Source organism: Embleya sp. NBC_00888 (genome assembly GCF_045207655.1).
Classification (GTDB): domain Bacteria; phylum Actinomycetota; class Actinomycetes; order Streptomycetales; family Streptomycetaceae; genus Embleya.
In genome coordinates, this window is the sequence record NZ_CP108785.1 from 1,343,582 (window position 1) to 1,362,650 (window position 19,069).

Sequence of the window (19,069 nt, forward strand, 5' to 3'; positions counted from 1 at the left end):
GTTCAAAAGAATCGTCGACACCGGAGCGCGAGGTGGGCCCCTCCATGCCTCAAGCGTCGACCGGACCCGCCTCCGGGATGGCGACTTTGGATGTGGGTCGCCGAGTCGTGCCTTTGCAGACCCGCTCGGCCGGCAGACCCACCGCCCGGATCCGACAGGCCCAAGAGCCCATGACCACACACGGTCGGGTTCGCGCACGGCGCGGCACGAGGTCGCGGACCCGCCGGTAGCGCTGGTTATCAAAACGAAACATCGGCGTCACTAGGTTCGGAGCCGTCCGAGATCGTCGAACGCATCTGAATGGAGCGTGACTTCGTGGGTTTTCGAGATCGGGTGGTGGGATCGCGCCGCGGTTCCGTGTTGGCGGTCTGTATGTCCGTCGCCTTCGGATTAACGGTGGTTCCCGCCGCGGCAGAGGATTCCGGACTTGCTCCATTCCTCGGGCAGCAGGCGTCCTGGGCACCGTGCGTTCCCGGCCCGCCTCCGCCCGACATTCCGCAGGAGGAGTGGGACAAGCGGTGGGCCGGGTTGGATTGCGCCACGCTCACCGTCCCGATGAACTATCGCAGACCCGGTGACGGCCGACTCGAAATCGCGGTCAGCCGCCGCAAGGCCGGCAGTCCCGACAAGCGAAAGGGTGTCCTGCTGCTGAATCCGGGTGGGCCCGGCGGCGAAGGGCTGACGTTGCCGACCGAACTGGCCGGCGCGGCGATCGCCGACCGTTTCGACCTGATCGGCTTCGACCCGCGCGGAGTGGGCCGGTCCACCCAACTGCACTGCGACGCCGTGGAGCAGGACCCACCGCGGCCGACCCGCCCGACGGACGCGCAGTTCGCCGCGCTGGCCGCCGCCGCACGGCAACGCGAACAGGCCTGCCGGCGAGCGGGCGGCGGTATGCAGCCGTTCGTCAACACCGCGAACACCGCGCGGGACATGGACGTGATCCGGGCCGCCCTGGGCGAGAAGAAGATCAACTACCTCGGCTTCTCCTACGGCACCTATCTCGGCGCCGTGTACGGCACGCTGTTCCCCGGCAGACTCAACCGCAGTGTGCTCGACTCTTCGATGCACCCGGACTGGCTCTACTACGAGCAGTTCAAGCAACAGGCCGTCGCATCCCGGCAGAACGTCGAGGCCTGGGCCGCCTGGGTGGCCGAACGGGACAACACCTACCATCTGGGCAACTCGCTCGCAGAGGTGATGGCCACCCTCGACGCGATCGGGGAACAACTGGCGGTCAAACCGATACCGTCGCCCGGGCATCCCGAGGACCCGCCGATCGACCGCAACTACTTCGACCAGATGCTGGGCCACGAGACCGTTCCCCGTGCCGTCTGGGCACTGGAGGCCGAACTGGTCGGCGAGATCAGGAAGGCGGTCGGCGGAACGCTCTCCGCCGACGCGGGCAAAGCCCTCGCGGCGCTCGCCAGGACATCCATCCCCGCGACGGTCAACGGCACCTACCAGGCGGTGACCTGCGAGGCCGACTGGCCCACGGACCTGAACGTCTACTACGAGCAGATGCGGATCTTCCGCGACCGGTACCCGTACGGCAGGGGCGCGGCGGCGACCGAGCCGACCGAGTGCACGTTCCGGTCGTTCACACCGCAGGAACGCCTCACCAACCTGAAACGCAAGGGGTATCCGATCGGCGTCGTGGTGCAGGCCGAGTTCGATCCGGCCACCCAATACGACGGCGGGCCCGCGATGGCCGCCAGACTGGACAACAACCTGATCACGGTCACCGACGAGGGCACACACAGCCTGTACGGCCGCAACGACTGCGTCACCAAGAAGATCGACGACTACCTGATCGACGGCGTACTGCCCGGCTCCCGCGCGAGCTGTTCCGGTCCTCCGAGGCCGGATGTACCCGCCGACGGAGCCACCGCTCGATCGGCACCGGAGCCGAACCGATCACTGGAGGAACGCGCCCTCGAACTGATCGAGGCCCGAAAGCCCGACCGCCGATTCTGAACCTCCGCCCACCGACGCACAGATCCCCTGAGCAGAAACCACACGGAGCCCGAGGCCCCACGCCCTCGACCCGGTCACCATGCACGGGTCGAGGGCGAACCGGCCACCCTCCAGGCGGACTTCGACCGCCCGCCACCTCTCGCATCCTCTTGGGAAGCCGTGGCCTTGCCGTGAGTTGTGGGAGCGTGTGCCGCTCGGCGAGCGGGCGACGGGTTGCCGGTCATGACCGAGTTCGAACCCGTCGCCTGGCCGCCTGCCCCGATCGGGACCGAGCGGCTCGTACTCCGCGAGTCCGAGGCCCGGGACCGTGCGGGCTTCATCGAGCTGTTCGCCTCACCGGAGGTGGGCACGCACATCGGTGGCCCTCGACCGCGCGATGCGCCTCGCGACGAAGCTGGGGTTCACCGAAGTGGAGCGGTTCGAGGAGTACGGCGCCGAGCAATGGTTCGGCGTGCGCTCCCCGCTCACACCGCCCGGTTGAGCCCCTCCTCCACACGCAACTACACAATCCGGCCCACCGTGGTCGTCGAACTCGCCGAGGTGACCGAGGGCGCACGCTCCCGGCCGGGCGGGTCCGACGGAGCGCCGTGGGCTTCGCGGCGCGCCGGCACGCAGGCTCGCGGCGTTGCGGGGCCTCACGCGTACCACCGAAGTACGAGTTTCGGCCCCGCGCCCTGCGATCGCACGCGCCGAGCACCGTGAAGCCCACGGCGATCCGTCGGACATGGCTCAGCGGCGCCCCAGGATCTCCGTGACCCGGGTGAACCCGTCGGTGCCGTGGCCCAGTCCGATGGTGCGGCGGGCCATGCCCTCGGCCGCGCGCATCACGCTTGCGTCGATGCCGTGTGCCTCCGAGGCGTGCACGATGTGCGCCATGGACGCTGCCGCCGACGGGATCGGGTTGCCCTCGCCGGAGTAGGTACCGTCGTCCACCTCTCCGGCGGACTGCTCGATGATCGCGGGCAGGATCGCCGCGATGCCCTTGGCGAACGGCGCCAGTTCCCGCGCGCCGATGCCCTCCGCCTTCGCCAGCGCGAGGGCGTGCGCGTAGCCGGCCATCGCGGTCCAGAAGATGTCGAGCAGCGCGACGTCGTACGCCGCCGCCCGGCCGATGTCCTCGCCGAGGTGGGTGTGGGTGCCGCCCAGCGCGTCCAGTACCGGCCGGTGCTCGCCGTAGAGGTCCGCCGGTCCGCTGTAAATGAACACCGCAGCCGGCGTTCCGATGGTCGTGGTCGGCGTCATGATCGCCCCGTCCAGGTACCGGACACCCCGCTCGGCCGCCCATGCGGCGGTATCGCGGGCCCGGTCCGGCGTGTCGGCGGTCAGGTTCGCCACCGTGCGCCCCTTCAGCGCGTCGGCCACCTCGGCGCGGCGCAGTACGGCATCCGCCGCGTCGTAGTCGACCACGCAGACCACGGTCAGCGCACTCGCCGCGACCGCTTCCTCGGGCGATCCGGCGCCGATCGCGCCGCGCGCGACCAGGTCCCGTTCCCGGCCCGGCGTCCGGTTCCAGACCGTGGTCCGCAGCCCGGCGTCGACGAACGCGCCGGCCAGGCTCCGCCCCATCGGACCCAGACCGAGCACGGTGACGGCAGACTGTTCGGTGTGTGAGGACATGGTTCGACTCCCGTGAAACAAGCGGAACAAACGGACTAAGCGGAATAGACGGAGCGAGTGGAAATGTCGACGGACGACGATCGACCGACGACAGCGAATGGAGGGGCGAAGATGACGCGCAGTCGGGCCCGGGACACGAACGTCTGTGGAGTGACGGCCGCGATCGCGGTGATCGACGGCAAGTGGAAGACGGCGCTGCTGTGGGCCATGGAGTTCGGCCCGCAGCGCCCCGGAGAACTGCGTCGGCGGCTGCCGGGCCTGAGCGAGAAGGTGCTGACTCAGGCGCTGCGCGAGATGGAGGACGACGGGATCGTGCGCCGTGAGGTGTACGACGTGCTGCCGTTGAAGACCCTGTACTCGCTGACCGACTTCGGCCGCGACCTCGCCGACGCGCTCGCTCCCCTGTCCGACTGGGGGCACCGCCGCCTGGAGCGGCTCACCGGTACCCAGTCGGTCTCGTGATCCATCCGTCACCCCACGTCTCGCCCGATCCGGCGGCCTCTCGACCGCCCGCAACCAGCCTCTCCTCACCGCCGCCCGCCGCCAAGTACCCACAAAAAAGTGGGTACGGGGCGGCTCGCGGCCGGAGCGGAGCGCCCGGTCGGCGCCCGCCGTCGTGGACGTGCCGGTAGCGCCGTCGCCCAATTACCCCCGGAGAATGCCCACTTCGACGCGATCGGCGCGTACTGGATACGGCCACAGCCGCATTCGGGAAACTCGTCACCGCCGCGTCGGTACGCGGCGCCTCGGCCAGGGCGTCCTGGACGGCGCGTCCTCGACCGCCGCGAAGTCGGCTCCGGCGGACCGGGATCGCGAGCAACCGGGGGTGGGGCCGCGCAGCGGTGCCCGGTCCAGGGGTGGGGTCACTCGGTGACGGTGGGGTGCGAACCCAGCAACGGGCGCACTTCGAGCCACTCGTGGATCGGCCTGCCGCCCGCCCCGGGTGCGGCCGACAACTCCCCGGCCAGTTCCACCGCGCGCTCGTAGCTCTCGACGTCGATCACCATCCACCCGGCGATCAGGTCCTTGCTCTCGGCGAACGGACCGTCGGTCACCGGCGGGCGCCCCTCGCCGTCGTACCGCACGAACGTCCCCTCCGGGGCGAGTGCCCGACTGTCCACGAACTCGCCGGTCTCCTCCAGCCGGGCCGCGAAGTCGTTCATGTACCGCACGTGCGCCGAGATCTCCTCCGGCGTCCACTTCTCCATCGGCACGTCGTTGACCGAAGCCGGAGCGCCGCGGTAGTGCTTGAGCAACAGGTACTTGGCCATCGTGATTCTCCTCGCTGGTGCGCCCGTCGTGGTCGCGTTCACACCGGGGACGGAGCCGGTGACGGGTTCTCGACATCGCCGGCCGAGGTTTTTCGCCTCTCGCCAGGGACCGCACGGCTCGGCCGGCCGGAGAGGCCTACGAAGGGAACCAGGCCGGGCATCATCCGATCGGCTGATCCGGGGGTCAACCGCTCGGGTGCGCGACGGCAGCCGCTCCGAGGATCCGGCCACCGGCCCGCGCGGTGACGATGGAGGCAGTCGGCGCGAGAGAAAGGACCGGCTGCCATGAAGCGAAGCCCGAAGCCGGACGACAACGCGGGGACCGATCCGCACGCCAAGCCGAACACCGCGTCCGGCGCTCCCCCGGTCACCCGGTGGCGGTCCGGCGCGTCCGTCGTGGTGCTGGGAACGGTGGCCGCCGTGCTGGTGAGCGGCTGCGCGAGCGGCGACGGCGGCTCCGGTTCGAATACGGCGCGGCCCGCGTCCGCGAGCGCCGCCCCGTCCGGTCCGGCCGTGTCGTCACCACCTGCCGCGCCGCCGAACGCCGCCGAGGCCCCCGGATCCGCGACCCCCGCGACACCCCCACCGCCCGGAGAGACCATGACCACGACACCGCCCCGGGGAACCCCGCAGGACGACCGGGCCCTGCTCGACGCATCGCGCAAGGGCGACGCCGCCGGGGTGCGTGCCGCGCTGGAGCGGGGCGCGAACATCGAGGCGCGCGACGGCGACCGGCGTACGCCCCTGCTGCTCGCCGCGATCGAGGACCACGTCGAGGCCGCGCGCATCCTGGTCGCCGCGGGCGCCGATCCCGACGCGCGCGACTACCGCGACGACACCGCGTGGCTCGTGACCGGTGTGACCGGCAGCGTGGAGATGGCCCGTACGCTGCTGCCCGCCGACCCCGACCCGACGCTGCGGAACCGGTACGGCGGCACCTCGCTGATCCCCGCGAGCGAGCGAGGTCACGTCGAGTACGAGCGCTTCGTGACCGCCGGCACCCGCATCGACGTCGACCACGTGAACAATCTCGGCTGGACCGCGCTGCTGGAGGCGGTCATCCTCGGCGACGGCGGCCCCGACCACCAGGAGGTCGTCCGGATCCTGCTCGCGGCCGGCGCCGACCCCCGCATCGCGGACAAGGGCGGGGTCACACCCCTGCGGCACGCTCAGGAGCGCGGATACCGCGTGATCGCCGACATCCTCCGGGCGGCGCCCTGAGGGACCGCGGCGCAGTGCCGAACCCGCCGTGCGGGGCGGCCTGTCGCGGTTGGCGATCGGTCGGCCATCGGCTCTCGCCGGATCCGGCATCCGTCCGGGGCGCCGCACGCTCGTCAACGGGCGCGATGGCGCACCTGGCGGTCCTGCCCCGCGCCGTATCCGGCGCCTGCCATGGCGAGGCCGAGGACGACCAGCACCGTGAGCGGAAGTGTCCAACTGTCGGTGGTGTCGTGCAGGATGCCGAGGAGGAGGGGCCCGGCCGCCGCCACGAGGTAGCCGATGGACTGCGCCATGCCTGCCAGTGCGGCGACTTCGGCGGCGCTGCCGGCGCGTTCGCTCTGAAAGGACAGCGCGAGGACGAGGCACACGCCGCCACCCAGACCGAGCAGGGTGCACGCCAAAACGGACAGCGCGGGGGCGAACAGCAGTACGGCGAAGCCGCCGGCCACGACGACCGAAGCCCCCGCCGCGGTCCACCGCTGGTCGTGCCGGCCCCGGGTGAGCAGGGGCAGGAGACTGCCGGCCGCCAGGGACATCAACTGGTAGTAGAAGAGCATCCACCCGGCCGTGGTGCTGGTCGCGCCATGGTGGATCAAAATGCTGGGCAGCCACGCGACGGCGGTGTAGAAAGCCAGGGACTGTAGGCCCATGAACATGCTGACCTGCCATGCGAGTCGCGACCGCCAGGGAACCGGGCTGCGGGTCGCGCCGCCGGCGGCGTGCGGCCTGTCGCCCCGCATCCGGGGCAGCCAGAAGAGGAAGGCCGCGATGGTGAAGGCGATGCCCCAGGCGAGAGCGGTGTGCCAGGAACCCGGCAGGGTGTGCGAGAGCGGCGCGGAGATCCCGGAGGAGACCGCGGCCGTGACGCCCATGACGGTGACGTAGAGAGCGCTGATGCCGCGAATGCGGTGTGCGGGCACGCTCCGCCTGATCAGAGCCGGCAGCAGCACATTGCCGAACGCGATGGCCGCGGAAAGGATCACGGTCCCGGCGAACAGGCAGATCACGGAGGGAAGCGACCGGATCACGGTTCCGACGGCCAGCGCGCCGAGGGCTGCCACCAGCAGGCGTGCGGTGCCGAACCGGTGAGAGGTTCGGGCCACCAGCGGCGACGTCGCGGCGAACGTCAGCAGCGGGAGGGTGCTCAGCAGCCCGCCCCAGCTCGACGCCAGGCCGGTGCTGTGCTCGATCGCCGGCAGCAGCGTACCGACACCGGTGAGACCGGTACGCAGGTTCGCCGCCACGAGGCAGATCGCGAAGACGAGCCCGATCGTCACGGCGGGCCCGGTGTTGTCCTCGGCCGGGGACTCCGGGGTGGCGGGCCGGAGGGATATCGCGGGCGACCGCGGATTCACGGTCCCTCCGCCGCTCGTGGCGCCCGGGCCTCGTGGTCGCGGGTGAGCCGGACGATCGCAGCCGCCGCGTCGCGGGCGCCGCTCTCGTCCCGGGCCTCGATCGCGTCGACGAGTCGCCGGTGCAGGCCGGCGTGCTCCTCGGCGCCGGCGGCGTCCCAGGGCAGGCCGCCGAGGGCGGAGGTGAGGGCCGTACCGAGGTAGTCGTACACCTCGATCAGCAGGTCGTTTCCGCTCGCCCGGACGACGGCCCGATGGAACAACGCGTCGACGCTCTCGGCCGCGGACCTGTCCGCACCGGCACAGGCCGCGTCGGCATCGGCCAACAGCTCTCGCAGTTGCCGCAGTTGGTCCTCGCTGCGACGCACGGCGGCGGCCCCCGAGGCGTACTCCTCGAGGACGGTGCGCAGTTCGAGAACGTTGTCCCGTTGCGCGGAACTCGCTCGCCGCACCATCACCGACTGGAGCTCGCTCGAAGCGCGCACGTAGGTGCCGTCCCCGATCCGAGCTTCCAGCAGGCCCAGGTGCACGAGCGCGCCGAGTGCCTCCCGCAGCGTGCTGCGTCCGACCCCGAGCTGCTCGATGAGGGCCTGCTCCGGCGGGATGCGAGTTCCCACGGGCCATCCCCCCGACTCGATGTGCGAGCGGAGGCTGTCCACGAGTTGCGAGGACAGGCTTGCCGTCCTCCGCGGTGTACTGATGCGCTTCATGGAGACAGCATACATACAAAGGTCAGACATTTGAACATCACACATACGGAGTCCGGGTAGCCCTCGGCCAAGCACCTTCAGACCCGGGACGGGACCGTCGAAGCGGCCTGCCCGGCCCGGGGCACGGGCCGGCCGGTCGCGCGGGCGTGGCGCACCCGCGCGACCGGCCCCGGCTGCGCCGCCGTCACTCGCGGGCGCCTCCCGAGCGCAGGAAACGTTCGATCGGGAGGGTGGCCGCGCCGAGGGCCACCGCATCCGGGCCCAGGCGGGCGAGTTCGATGATGGTGCCCTCGAAGGGGCGGCGCAGGGAGTGTTCCGCGGCGTGGGACTGGATGGCCGGGAGCATGCGTGCGCCCACCACCAGGCCGGCCCAGCCGCCCAGGACGACGCGTTGCGGGTTGAGCAGGTTGATCAGGTTGCCGATGCCGACGCCGAGGTAGAGCGCGGTGGTCTCCAGCACCTCGGCCGCCGCGGCGGAGATGTCGGCGGCGGCCACCAGTGCGGCGAGGCGGGTCTCCTCGTCGGCGCCGGTGAGCACGTCGTCGGGCCGCAGTTCGCGGTAGCTGTCCAGGACGGCCTCGGCGCCGACGTACGCCTCCAGGCAGCCGAGGGCGCCGCAGCGGCAGCGGCGGCCGCGCACGTTGACGGTGAGGTGGCCCAACTCGCCTGCGCTGGTGGTGGATCCGCGGTAGGGCTTGCCGTTGGTGACGATGCTCGCGCCGATGCCCGAGCCGAGCAGGATCATCACCGCGTTCTCCGCGCCGCGCCCGGCGCCGAACCACATCTCGGCCTGGCCCATGGTCTTGGCGCCGTTGTCGATCACCAGGGGCAGGTCGGTGCCCTCGCGGAGCAGGCGCAGCAGGGGGACCGCGTCCCAGCCGGTGGTTTGTCCGTGCACGAGCAGTTCGGGTCCGTGTTCGACCAGGCCCGGGACGCCGATGCCCACGCCCATGATGGTCGCGGGGTCCACGCCGGCCTCGCCGATCACCTTGGTGATGCCGGTGAGGATGTGGCGCACCACCTCCTCGACGTCCGCGCCCTGGGCGGACAGGGCCATGTCGTCGCGGGCGATTTCCCGCATCGACAGGTCGAACAGCTCGACCCGGACCCGGGTTTCGCCGACGTCGACGCCGATCACCGAGGCATGGCCCGGTTCGACACGCAGCAGTACCCGGGGGCGACCGCCGGAGCTGTCGAGGGCCCCGGCCTCGCCGACGATGCCCGAATCGACGAGTTCGCCGACGACGTTGCTGACGGTCGCGGCACTCAGGCCGGTGAGTCCGCTCAGCTCCTGTCGGCTGAGCGGTCCGTCGGAGTACAGCCGCAGCAGGACCTGGGCGCGGTTGCCGCGTCGCAGGTCCTGGACCGTACTGAGCTTGTTCGGCGCCATCGTCACTCCCATGCCGGTCAATGCTTCGTACATATTTCAACTCATGGAGCAAGTCAGTCAAGGCCGCACCTTCGCTGAACCCCGCTTAATTTACGTGTTGAACAAACCCTTGACGGTGTTGTGACCGCCGAGTTAAATCACACCTCGAAAGAAGTCCTCGGTGACCACGGCCGGCAGATCCGATCGATCGTGCCCCCGAAGCCACCACCTCGGCGCCGCACCGAACCGCTCACCGGGCCACGCCCGCCCACACCCCACGCGGCCCATGCCCCCGCGCGCCCGGTGCCCCGCCCCGCACCTCCTCGCACTCCCGGCACCCGCACCCCCGCACCCCCGCACTCCGCTCTCGCACTCTCCCGTGCCCCGCGCCCGCCGCGTCCCCACCACACATCCGTACCGAGGAGCTCATCATCGTGCGTGTACGAAGAGTCGCCACCGCCGTGGCGCTGATCCTGTCCGCCTCCGTCCTCACCGCGTGCGGTGGATCCGACGACTCGTCGTCCGGCGATTCCGACTCGGGCTCGAACGCGGGCCGGACCCTGACCTACTGGGCCAGCAACCAGGGCACCAGCATCGAGCACGACAAGCAGGTCCTGCGGCCCGAGTTGGACAAGTTCACCCAGCGCACCGGCATCAAGGTCGACCTCGAGGTCGTCCCGTGGGCGGATCTGCTCAACCGCGTCCTCGCCGCGACCACCTCCGGCAAGGGGCCGGACGTGCTCAACATCGGCAACACGTGGTCGGCCTCGCTCCAGGCCACCGACGCGTTCGTGCCGATCGACGACAAGATCCTGGCCAAGGTCGGCGGCAAGGATCGTTTCCTCGGCCCCAGTTACGCCGCCACCGGAGCGGTCGGCAAGCCGCCCGTCGGGCTGCCGGTGTACAGCAACGCCTACGCGCTCTATTACAACAAGAAGCTGTTCGCGGACGCCGGCCTCAAGCCGCCGACCACGTGGGACGAGATGGCCGACGTGGGTGCCAAGCTCACCGGCAACGGCCGCTGGGGACTCGCGCTCGAAGGCGGCAGCGGCACCGAACTGGTGCACCACGCCTTCACGTTCGGCAAGCAGTACGGTGCCGACATCTTCGCGGGCGACAAGCCCAGGTTCGACTCGCCGGAGATGGTCAGGGGCGTACAGCGCCTGGTCGAGTTGATGAGCAAGGACAAGATCGTCAACCCGAGCAACGCCGAGTACGGCGCGGGCACGCAGTCGCTCGCCGACTTCGCCGGCGGCAAGTCCGCGATGCTCATGTGGCAGTCCGCGAGCGGCTCGCTGATCTCCAACGGCATGAAGGCCGAGGACATCGGCGTGGTGCCGATCCCGATGCCGGCGAGCCCGCCCCCGGGCGGGGAGAAGATGAACAGCATGGTCAGCGGGATCAACATGGCCATCTTCAAGGGCAGCAAGAACAAGGGTGCCGCGACCGAACTGCTCGCCTTCATGACGAGCGCCGAGACCCAGACGGTGCTGAACAAGGCCTACGGATCGCTGCCCTCGGTCAAGGACGCCTACGGCGACCCGGCGTTCCGGACCGAGAACGTCAGGGTCTATCAGAAGGTCCTGGCCGAGACCGCCAGTCCGCTGCCGCAACTGCCGTCGGAGAGCCAGTTCGAGACCTTCGTCGGCAACGCCGTCAAGCAACTGGTCGCGGACGCCGCCTCCGGCAAGACGATCAACGAGGAAGCGGTCCGCTCCCGGCTCAAGGACGCCCAGCAGAAGATGCTCGCGGCCGGCTGACCCATCGTCACATCGGTTCGGGGGCGGGCCGGTTCCCCCGTCCCCGGGCCGCCCCGCCCCGCCCGCCGGTCACCCGCGTGCACCACGACCGCGGTCGGCGCGGGATCACGGAAGGAAGTACTCGATGGCCGCCATCACCACGCGGCAGCCGACCGCCGCGAAGGACCCTCCGCCCACCCCACGCCCCCGCAGGAGCCTGCGCCGGCCGTTTCGCGTCCGCCGCGGCGCACTGCCCTACCTGCTGCTGGCACCCGCGATCCTGCTCGAACTGCTGATCCACATCGTCCCGATGTTCGTCGGCATCGGGATGAGCTTCCTCAAGCTCACCCAGTTCCACATCCGACACTGGAGCAGCGCGCCCTTCGCCGGATTCGACAACTACCGACTGGCGATCGACATCGACGGCCCGGTGGGCAAGTCGCTGCTGCACTCGTTCTGGATCACGGTCGCCTTCACCACGCTGGTCGTGGGCATCTCGTGGCTGCTCGGCGCGATCGGCGCGATCCTGATGCAGGGCGCGTTCCGCGGACGCGCGGTGCTGCGCGCGGTGTTCCTGGTCCCGTACGCGTTGCCCGTGTACACCGGCGTGATCACCTTCGGCTTCATGTTCCAGCGCGACACCGGCCTGGTGAACCACGTCCTGGTCGACCAACTGGGCCTGGTCGACGACCGGCCGTTCTGGCTGATCGGCGGCAACAGCTTCTGGGCGCTGGTGGTCGCCGCCGTATGGCGCACCTGGCCGTTCGCGTTCCTGTGCCTGATGGCCGCGTTGCAGAACATCCCCAAGGACCTGTACGAGGCCGCCTCGCTGGACGGCGCCGGCGTATGGCAGCAGATCCGCCGGGTCACGCTGCCGATGCTCGCGCCGGTCAACCGGGTCGTCGTACTGGTGTTGTTCCTGTGGACGTTCAACGACTTCAACACGCCGTACGTGCTGTTCGGCAAGTCGGCGCCGGAGGAGGCCGACCTGATCTCCATCCACATCTACCAGAACTCGTTCGTCACCTGGAACTTCGGCACCGGCTCGGCGATGTCCGTGCTGTTGTTGCTGTTCCTGATGCTGGTCAGCCTCGCCTACCTGGCGGTCGGCCGGCTGAGAGGCAGGGCCGATGCTTGAGCCGCGGTGGTTTCGTTGGGTGCGCCGGGTCGGACTGAGCCTGCTCACCGTGTTCGCGCTCGTCCCGGTGTACGTCATGGTCACCTCCGCGCTCAAGCCGCTGGAGGACGTGCAGCGCGAGTTCCGCTGGATCCCCTCGCGGGTCACCCTGCGCCCGTTCGCCGACATCTGGGACACGGTGCCGCTGGGCCGGTACTTCGTGAACAGCCTGGTCGTCTCCGGCGTCGCGACCGTCTGCTCGGTGACGATCGCGGTCTTCGCCGCGTACACGATCAGCCGGCACACCTTCCGCGGCCGGCAGGTGTTCTCGATCTCGGTGTTGTCGACCCAGATGTTCCCCGGAATCCTGTTCCTGCTCCCGCTGTTCCTGCTGTTCGTCAACATCGGCAACGCCACCGGCATCGAGCTCTACGGCAGCCGACTCGGGCTGATCCTCACCTACCTGACCTTCTCGCTGCCGTTCGCGATCTGGATGCTGGTCGGCTACTTCGACTCCATTCCGCGCGACCTGGACGAGGCCGCGATGGTCGACGGCAACGGGCCGATCGGCGCGCTGATCCGGGTCGTCATTCCGGCCGCGTCGCCGGGAATCGTGGCGGTCGCCGTGTACGCGTTCATGACCGCGTGGGGCGAGGTGTTGTTCGCCTCGGTGATGACCGACGAGTCCACCCGCACGCTCGCGGTGGGCCTCCAGGGGTACGCGACGCAGAACAACGTCTTCTGGAACCAGGTGATGGCCGCCTCGCTCGTGGTGAGCGTGCCCGTGGTCGCCGGTTTCCTCTTCCTCCAGCGCTACCTGGTCGCCGGCCTGACCGCCGGTGCCGTCAAGTAGCGCCCGGAAAAGCGTCGAGCAGCCGGGCGAATGGTCGGTCCAACGGTCGCCGGACAACTCCCCCGCTCACGCGCACCACGCACCTGTACACCCACACACCCCTACATCCGCACACCCGTACGTCCGCACACCAGCCCGATTCAGCCCCATCGCACCTCTCGCGGATTCGCGCCCGACGCACGCGTGTCGACACGACGCGCGGGCGCGATGCGAGGCATGCCCGGAACGTCCGAAGGAACCTCATGCCTGATACGACCGCCTTCCCCGAGGACTTCGTCTGGGGAGCGGCCACGTCCGCCTACCAGATCGAGGGAGCCGTCGCAGAGGACGGCCGACTGCCGTCCATCTGGGACACGTTCGCCCACACCCCCGGAACCATCGACAACGGCGACACCGGCGACCTGGCGTGCGACCATTACCACCGCTGGCCGGAAGACGTCGCGCTGATGGGCGACTTGGGCCTGAACGCCTATCGCTTCTCGATCGCCTGGCCGCGGATCGTGCCCACCGGCAGCGGTGCGGTCAACGCCAAGGGGCTCGCGTTCTACGACCGGCTCGTCGACAAGCTGCTCGACGCGGGCATCCGGCCGTTCGCCACGCTCTACCACTGGGACCTGCCACAGACCCTTCAGGACGACGGCGGCTGGACGGTACGCGACACCGCCGAACGCTTCGCGGAGTACGCCGGCGTCGTCGCCGGTCGGCTCGGCGACCGGATCACCGACTGGACCACCCTCAACGAACCGCTGTGCTCGGCCTGGATCGGCCACCTGGAAGGCCGGATGGCACCGGGCCTGACCGACCTGACCGCCGCCGTGCGCGCGTCGTACCACCTCCTGCTCGGCCACGGCCTGGCCACCCAGGCCGTCCGAGCCGCGGCGCCGCGCACCCCCTCGGTCGGCTACGTCGTCAACCTCAGCCCGTGCGAGCCGGCCACCGACCGCGCCGAGGACATCGCGGCGGCCACCCGCGCCGACGGACACATCAACCGCTGGTGGCTCGACCCGGTGTACGGCCGCGGCTTCCCGAGCGACATGCGCGAGGCGTACGGCGTGGATCTGCCCGAACAAGCCGGGGACGCCGGGGTGATCGCGCAGCCGATCGACTTCCTGGGCATCAACTACTACTTCCGCCAAGTCGTCACCGACGATCCGGCCGGCCCCGCACCGCACTTCCGCCAAGTCCCGGTCCCCGGTGCACCCACCACGGGCATGGACTGGGAAGTGTATCCCGACGGCCTGGAGCAACTGCTGGTCCGCGCCGCCGCCGAATACCCCGTCGGGGCCCTGTACGTCACCGAATCCGGCGCGGCCTGGCCCGACGAGCGCAACGCCGCCGGCGAGGTGCACGACGAACTGCGCGCCGCCTACCTGGAAGGCCACATCGCCGCCTGCGCCCGCGCGATCGAGCGCGGCGCCCCGGTCGAGGGCTACTTCGCGTGGTCCCTGCTGGACAACTTCGAATGGGCGTACGGCTACGACAAGCGCTTCGGCCTCGTCCACATCGACTACGCCACCCAGGAACGCACCATCAAGTCCTCGGGCCACCGCTACGCCGCCCTGATCCGAGCACACGCCGAACGCACCGGCCGAACCACGTCCGCATCCCGACTCCCGACCGCCCGGTAGGCCCGCCACCGCCCGTCGCCGGCGCCCTCGGGGCTGCCAGGATGGGCGGCAGGACCGCATGAGGGATTGCGGAAACGACAGAGGGAGGCACTGCGTGCCCCGTTTCGGGCGAGCTTCGCATGCGAGCCGGTTGGCCACAGGCCTTTTGGCCCTGCCCCTGCTGTCGACGGCGTGTTCGTCGGGAGGCGACGGCATACCGGATCTCCGTCGCACCGACGGCCCGACATCAGCCGGGCTCTCCGCGGAAGGGAGCGCCACGAACAAGAGCGAGACCCCGGCGACGACGGGCGCGTCGACGGGCGCGCCCGCGCCGGTCAGCGTGATCAAGGTCGTCGGGTCCCAGTGGCAGTGGGCGTTCAATTACCTGGAGGGCCCGGCGAATCGGGCCGGAGCGGTCTACGACGTCGGGTCGGGCGGGAACATCCCCACGCTGTACCTGCCCCAGGGCGAGCAGGTGCGGTTCGAGTTGATCTCGCTGGACGTGATCCACGCGTTCTTCCTGCCGTCGTTCCTCCAGAAGGTCAACGTCATTCCGCAAAGGATGACGACTTTCGAGATCGTGCCCACGACCTTGGGCGAGTACGACGGCCAGTGCGCGGAGTTGTGCGGCGCCGACCACTCCCGCATGCGCCTCAAGGTGAAGGTCGTGACTCCCGCGGACTACCAACAACACCTCGCCGACCTGAAAGCCGAGGGCCACAACGGCGCCGTGAGCAACTGTCAGGAAGCGGGGAGCTGTTGAGCGCGCCTTCAAGCGCGTACCCGGTATCGCACCTTCGGCCGCCACCGTCCCGGCAACTCGTCCCCCTCCCCACCGATTCCGAAGATCGAACGGCAGACCTCCGGTGCCGCTACCATCCGGCTCATCGGCTGGATCACGTGCCGGGCATGTTGTCGACGTGCTTGGTCATCTAGGTGGGGGCGGACAGGAACATGCAGGTCACGAGTGAAGTGACAGTGGGTTCGGCAACGTCGGCGGACGGTACCGTCATCAGTTACCGCAGCATCGGCTCGGGCCCGGGACTTCTCGTCATCCCGGGATCCCCCGGCATGGCCGCCGATTTCGACGCCTTCGCCGCGGCCGTCGCCGACCGATTCACCGTGCACGTGATCGAGCGGCGCGGGCGTGGCGCGAGCGGGCCCCAAGGCGACTCGTACAGCGTCGAGACCGAGTGCGCGGACATCGAGGCGGTCCGCACGGCCACCGCGTCCCGATTCGTCTTCGGGCACAGCTTCGGTGGTTTCCTCACCTTGGAATCCGCACTGCGCGACTCCGGCTTCGAGAAGGTCGTCGTCTACGAACCGGGCGTGTCCATCGACGGATCCATACCGTTCGGCTGGGCCGACGAGTGTCGACGGCTGGTCGACGCCGGGAAGCGGGCCGAGGCGTTCCTGTCGTTCATCCAGGGCGTCAACCCGGAGACCAGCGGCAAGGCCCCGCGCTGGCTGCTGCGGATCATCATCCCCCTGGCCATCAAGAAGCCCGAACGCCTGCGGAAGTACGCGCTCCTCGAGACCGTGATCCGCGAGCACGCCCTGTCCTCGGCCCAGGACGGCGACTTCCCCAAGTACTCCCGAATCACCAGTCCCGTCCTGCTGATGGCGGGCAAGGACGTCAAGACCACCGGGCCCGGGCGGGCGGCACCCCGGCTGCACGAGACGCTGGCCGGCTCCGAACTGAGGCTGTTCCCCAAGCTCGACCACTTCGGTCCCGAAAAGGACCCCGCCGGCATCGGTGCCACGGTCGCCGCGTTCTGCCTCGGAGCCGCGGACACCCACTGAGGTTCGCGGATCGAGCCGCGTCCAGCACTCGAATAACTACGCCTGATCCGCCCTGGACCGGCGCCCCCGACCCGCACGGGGTCGCCGGCTCCCCATCCGCGACGATCCGTCCCGGGGACCCATGACCATCGCCCCGCAGGTCAACCCGACGATAGGCAAGCCGCGCGGTCCGTGTCCCGGCGGGAACCGCGATTTTCACCGAAGGAGGGCACGCGTCCGGAGGGTGGTGCACGTCACCGGCGGGGTTTGACAGGTTCCGACGGGCGTTCCGATAATCCCTACCTCGACCGGTCTCCACACGACACCCTTCAACTGTCGCTCTCACCATGGGAGTTGTCTTGACCACCCCCTCCCCGCCGGGTGCGTCGTCCGGTCCCTCGTCCTCTTCGGGCGGTGACCGGGCCGCCCAACCGCCATCCGCCGGCGCCCCGGGGGCGGGACCGGCAGCGGATCCGAGCGCACCGGACGTCAATCCCGACGGCTCACCGGATCCCACGGTGACACGCTTGACGATCGAGAGGGTTGATGCGCCGCCGGCGCCCGCCAAGACCTACGGAAAGAACCTCTTCCGAATGGACCCACCCGAGAGTGGAGGCCGCGACGCTGCCGACCTCGACCCCGGGTTGTACAACCTTGCGCCCAAGGGCTATCGCCTCTCGTCCCCCAGGTTGCCACCGCCCCGGACACTCGCGTCGGCTACGCGCGAGTCGGCGACGCGCGACCCGAACGTGCAGCAGCAGACGCCGAACCACCACTATGTCCTCGGCCCGGGCGAGTCGGCCCGGTTTGCCTTGAATCCGGGTGAAACGGCGGTCGTGGACCTCGTCCGCCCGTACGGCAGGAACGAGAAGACCGCGCCCCGCAGTGCCGACGGGCCGAGGACGGGTCCGGGTGGTCCGACCCAGACCCCGAGACCTCCGTCCTCGTCTCTCGGCAGCGCCGCGCGAACCCCACAGGCTCCGACTCGCGGAGCGACCCCGCGCGGTCCACATCGGGAACGGTGACGATCCGACCCGGAAGGCCGTACTGCCCGACGCGTCGGCGAGAGTTGGCCGCGGGGTCGGTACGCAATCGGCGGTTCCCGTAACGGGGCGACAGGTCGGTATGCCGTCCGAGTGAGTGCCGCGCGCCGTTCCGTACGTTCGGTTGGGCGCGAGTTTACGTTGAGCGGGTATCCGCATCGGCGCTCATGGAGGCCCTTCATGGCCGTGCCCACTGCTTGGGACCACACCGCTTCCGGCTACAGCCTGCCCCACGCCTACTGGATGGCGCAGGCCGCGGACCTCGCCTACAAGGACCCCGCCGAGGTCGAAGCCCGGGCGCACCACTGGGGGTTCGATCGGGTGCGACACCTCGCCTCCCCGCACGCGATGCCGTTCCCGATCGAGGACACCCAGGCGTACGTGATGGGCTCGGACCGGATGGTCGTCGCGGCGTTCCGCGGCACCGAGCCCACCCAGATCCGCGACTGGCTCTCCGACGCCACCACCCCACCCGTGCCCGGCCCGGGCGGCACCGGATTCGTGCATCACGGCTTCAACCAGGCCCTCGCGTCGGTGTACCCCGAGGTCCGCGACACCGTCGCCGGGATGCGCACCGACGGGCAGACGGTGCGCCATTTCGACGCCGACGGCAAGCTCCACGACAGGATGCCGGTGCTCGCGGGCCTGGCGGACCGCGCCAAGGGCCTGACCGCCGACCCCCTCGCGCCGGCCTCCGACGGCCTCCGCGACCACCCGATGAAGAACTACCCGGCCTGCCTGGAGAAGAACCTCGCCCGCACCCCCTGACCGGCCCCGTGTCCGCCCTCGGGCCCCCTGCGACGCCCCGCGGGCAGGCAGCACGACGCCACCATCATGGACCGGGCCGGCGCCCGGGATCGCGTCACACCCCGGGTGCGGACCGCACAACGATCCCGTTGCGCTCGAGCAGCGCCGTCGTCACGCCGTCTCCCGGCACCAACTCCCCGACGAACGAACCGTCGTACACCACGCCCCGTCCGCACGAGGGACTCCGCGGCATCAACAGCGCCTCCACGCAGCCCGCGTGCCGCGCCGCCGCGAGTGCGCGCCGCGCGCCGTCCACGAACTCCGCCGTCACGTCCCGCCCGGTGTCCTCGACGACCCGCGCCGTCCCGTCGAGCACAGCATGCCCGTCACCACCCACCAACTCCGCGGGTCGCCGCGGCGTCGCGAGCCCGCCCGCGGCCTCCGGACAGAAGGCGACGACCTCGCGGCCGGTCACCGCCTCGTCGACCTCCGAAGACGCCTTGTGCCGCCCGTCGAACCGACACGGCACCCCACGCAGACACGCACTGACCAGAATCGCCTCCATGCCACCAAGCCAACCACAACCATCACCGCGGACCGTCACGGCCACTCGTGATCGCCCGGCGTGCCCGGACCGCGCCCTTGATCCGTCGACAGTGCCCGC

16 protein-coding genes and 1 pseudogene are annotated in these 19,069 nt (G+C 70.2%); 11 read left to right on the top strand and 6 right to left on the bottom strand.

The annotated features are described in order from the left end of the window. The first annotated feature begins 555 nt into the window (after positions 1–555). Together OG948_RS40135 and OG948_RS40140 are read left to right on the top strand one after the other, a co-directional pair. Complete coding sequence (locus OG948_RS40135) at positions 556–1,977, top strand: alpha/beta fold hydrolase (RefSeq protein ID WP_406300558.1); 1,422 nt, start codon at positions 556–558, stop codon at positions 1,975–1,977. Positions 1,978–2,199: 222 nt separating this feature from the next. Then, positions 2,200–2,458: pseudogene (locus OG948_RS40140) on the top strand (hypothetical protein). A 248-nt stretch (positions 2,459–2,706) separates the two neighbouring features. Here the strand turns inward: OG948_RS40140 and OG948_RS40145 are convergent. Then, positions 2,707–3,594, bottom strand: a complete 888-nt coding sequence (locus tag OG948_RS40145) for an NAD(P)-binding domain-containing protein (RefSeq protein WP_331769911.1) — start codon at positions 3,592–3,594, stop codon at positions 2,707–2,709. Between the two features lie 111 nt (positions 3,595–3,705). On the opposite strand from OG948_RS40145, the gene OG948_RS40150 reads away from it, so the two are divergent. Continuing rightward, positions 3,706–4,056 carry a helix-turn-helix domain-containing protein gene (locus OG948_RS40150; RefSeq protein WP_331769912.1) on the top strand — a complete coding sequence of 117 codons (351 nt, stop codon included), beginning with the start codon at positions 3,706–3,708 and terminating at the stop codon, positions 4,054–4,056. Positions 4,057–4,457: 401 nt separating this feature from the next. On the opposite strand, the gene OG948_RS40155 is transcribed toward OG948_RS40150, so the two are convergent. Then, on the bottom strand, positions 4,458–4,865 hold the full coding sequence (locus OG948_RS40155) for a YciI family protein (protein ID WP_331769913.1): 408 nt from the start codon (positions 4,863–4,865) through the stop codon (positions 4,458–4,460). Positions 4,866–5,465: 600 nt separating this feature from the next. Here OG948_RS40155 and OG948_RS40160 point away from each other — a divergent pair. Continuing rightward, the gene (locus tag OG948_RS40160; protein ID WP_331773460.1) at positions 5,466–6,086 is read left to right on the top strand and encodes an ankyrin repeat domain-containing protein; all 621 of its coding nucleotides are present in this window, start codon (positions 5,466–5,468) and stop codon (positions 6,084–6,086) included. Between the two features lie 113 nt (positions 6,087–6,199). On the opposite strand, the gene OG948_RS40165 is transcribed toward OG948_RS40160, so the two are convergent. From OG948_RS40165 to OG948_RS40175, 3 genes are all read right to left on the bottom strand, one after another. Next, positions 6,200–7,441 (bottom strand): MFS transporter, encoded by a 1,242-nt coding sequence (locus OG948_RS40165; protein ID WP_331769914.1) that lies wholly within the window; start codon positions 7,439–7,441, stop codon positions 6,200–6,202. Beyond that, entirely contained in the window at positions 7,438–8,148 is a 711-nt protein-coding gene (locus OG948_RS40170) for an FCD domain-containing protein (RefSeq protein WP_331769915.1), read from the bottom strand. Before OG948_RS40170 ends, OG948_RS40165 begins: the two co-directional genes overlap by 4 nt. A gap of 184 nt (positions 8,149–8,332) precedes the next feature. After that, positions 8,333–9,571: an ROK family transcriptional regulator gene (locus tag OG948_RS40175; RefSeq protein ID WP_331769916.1), complete on the bottom strand. Its 1,239-nt coding sequence runs from the start codon at positions 9,569–9,571 to the stop codon at positions 8,333–8,335. A 380-nt stretch (positions 9,572–9,951) separates the two neighbouring features. On the opposite strand from OG948_RS40175, the gene OG948_RS40180 reads away from it, so the two are divergent. From OG948_RS40180 to OG948_RS40210, 7 genes are all read left to right on the top strand, one after another. Then, positions 9,952–11,277 (top strand): sugar ABC transporter substrate-binding protein, encoded by a 1,326-nt coding sequence (locus OG948_RS40180; RefSeq protein ID WP_331769917.1) that lies wholly within the window; start codon positions 9,952–9,954, stop codon positions 11,275–11,277. Between the two features lie 124 nt (positions 11,278–11,401). After that, on the top strand, positions 11,402–12,394 hold the full coding sequence (locus tag OG948_RS40185; RefSeq protein WP_331769918.1) for a sugar ABC transporter permease: 993 nt from the start codon (positions 11,402–11,404) through the stop codon (positions 12,392–12,394). After that, on the top strand, positions 12,387–13,226 hold the full coding sequence (locus OG948_RS40190) for a carbohydrate ABC transporter permease (RefSeq protein ID WP_331769919.1): 840 nt from the start codon (positions 12,387–12,389) through the stop codon (positions 13,224–13,226). Before OG948_RS40185 ends, OG948_RS40190 begins: the two co-directional genes overlap by 8 nt. Before the next feature lie 242 nt (positions 13,227–13,468). Next, positions 13,469–14,854, top strand: a complete 1,386-nt coding sequence (locus tag OG948_RS40195; protein ID WP_331769920.1) for a GH1 family beta-glucosidase — start codon at positions 13,469–13,471, stop codon at positions 14,852–14,854. A 130-nt stretch (positions 14,855–14,984) separates the two neighbouring features. Continuing rightward, on the top strand, positions 14,985–15,596 hold the full coding sequence (locus OG948_RS40200) for a hypothetical protein (RefSeq protein WP_331769921.1): 612 nt from the start codon (positions 14,985–14,987) through the stop codon (positions 15,594–15,596). A 191-nt stretch (positions 15,597–15,787) separates the two neighbouring features. Further along, positions 15,788–16,636 (top strand): alpha/beta hydrolase, encoded by an 849-nt coding sequence (locus OG948_RS40205; RefSeq protein ID WP_331769922.1) that lies wholly within the window; start codon positions 15,788–15,790, stop codon positions 16,634–16,636. 1,202 nt (positions 16,637–17,838) lie between these two features. Next, entirely contained in the window at positions 17,839–18,426 is a 588-nt protein-coding gene (locus tag OG948_RS40210) for a hypothetical protein (RefSeq protein WP_331769923.1), read from the top strand. 94 nt (positions 18,427–18,520) lie between these two features. Here the strand turns inward: OG948_RS40210 and OG948_RS40215 are convergent, their stop codons facing one another. Further along, complete coding sequence (locus OG948_RS40215; protein WP_331769924.1) at positions 18,521–18,970, bottom strand: DUF523 domain-containing protein; 450 nt, start codon at positions 18,968–18,970, stop codon at positions 18,521–18,523. Positions 18,971–19,069: the final 99 nt, after the last annotated feature.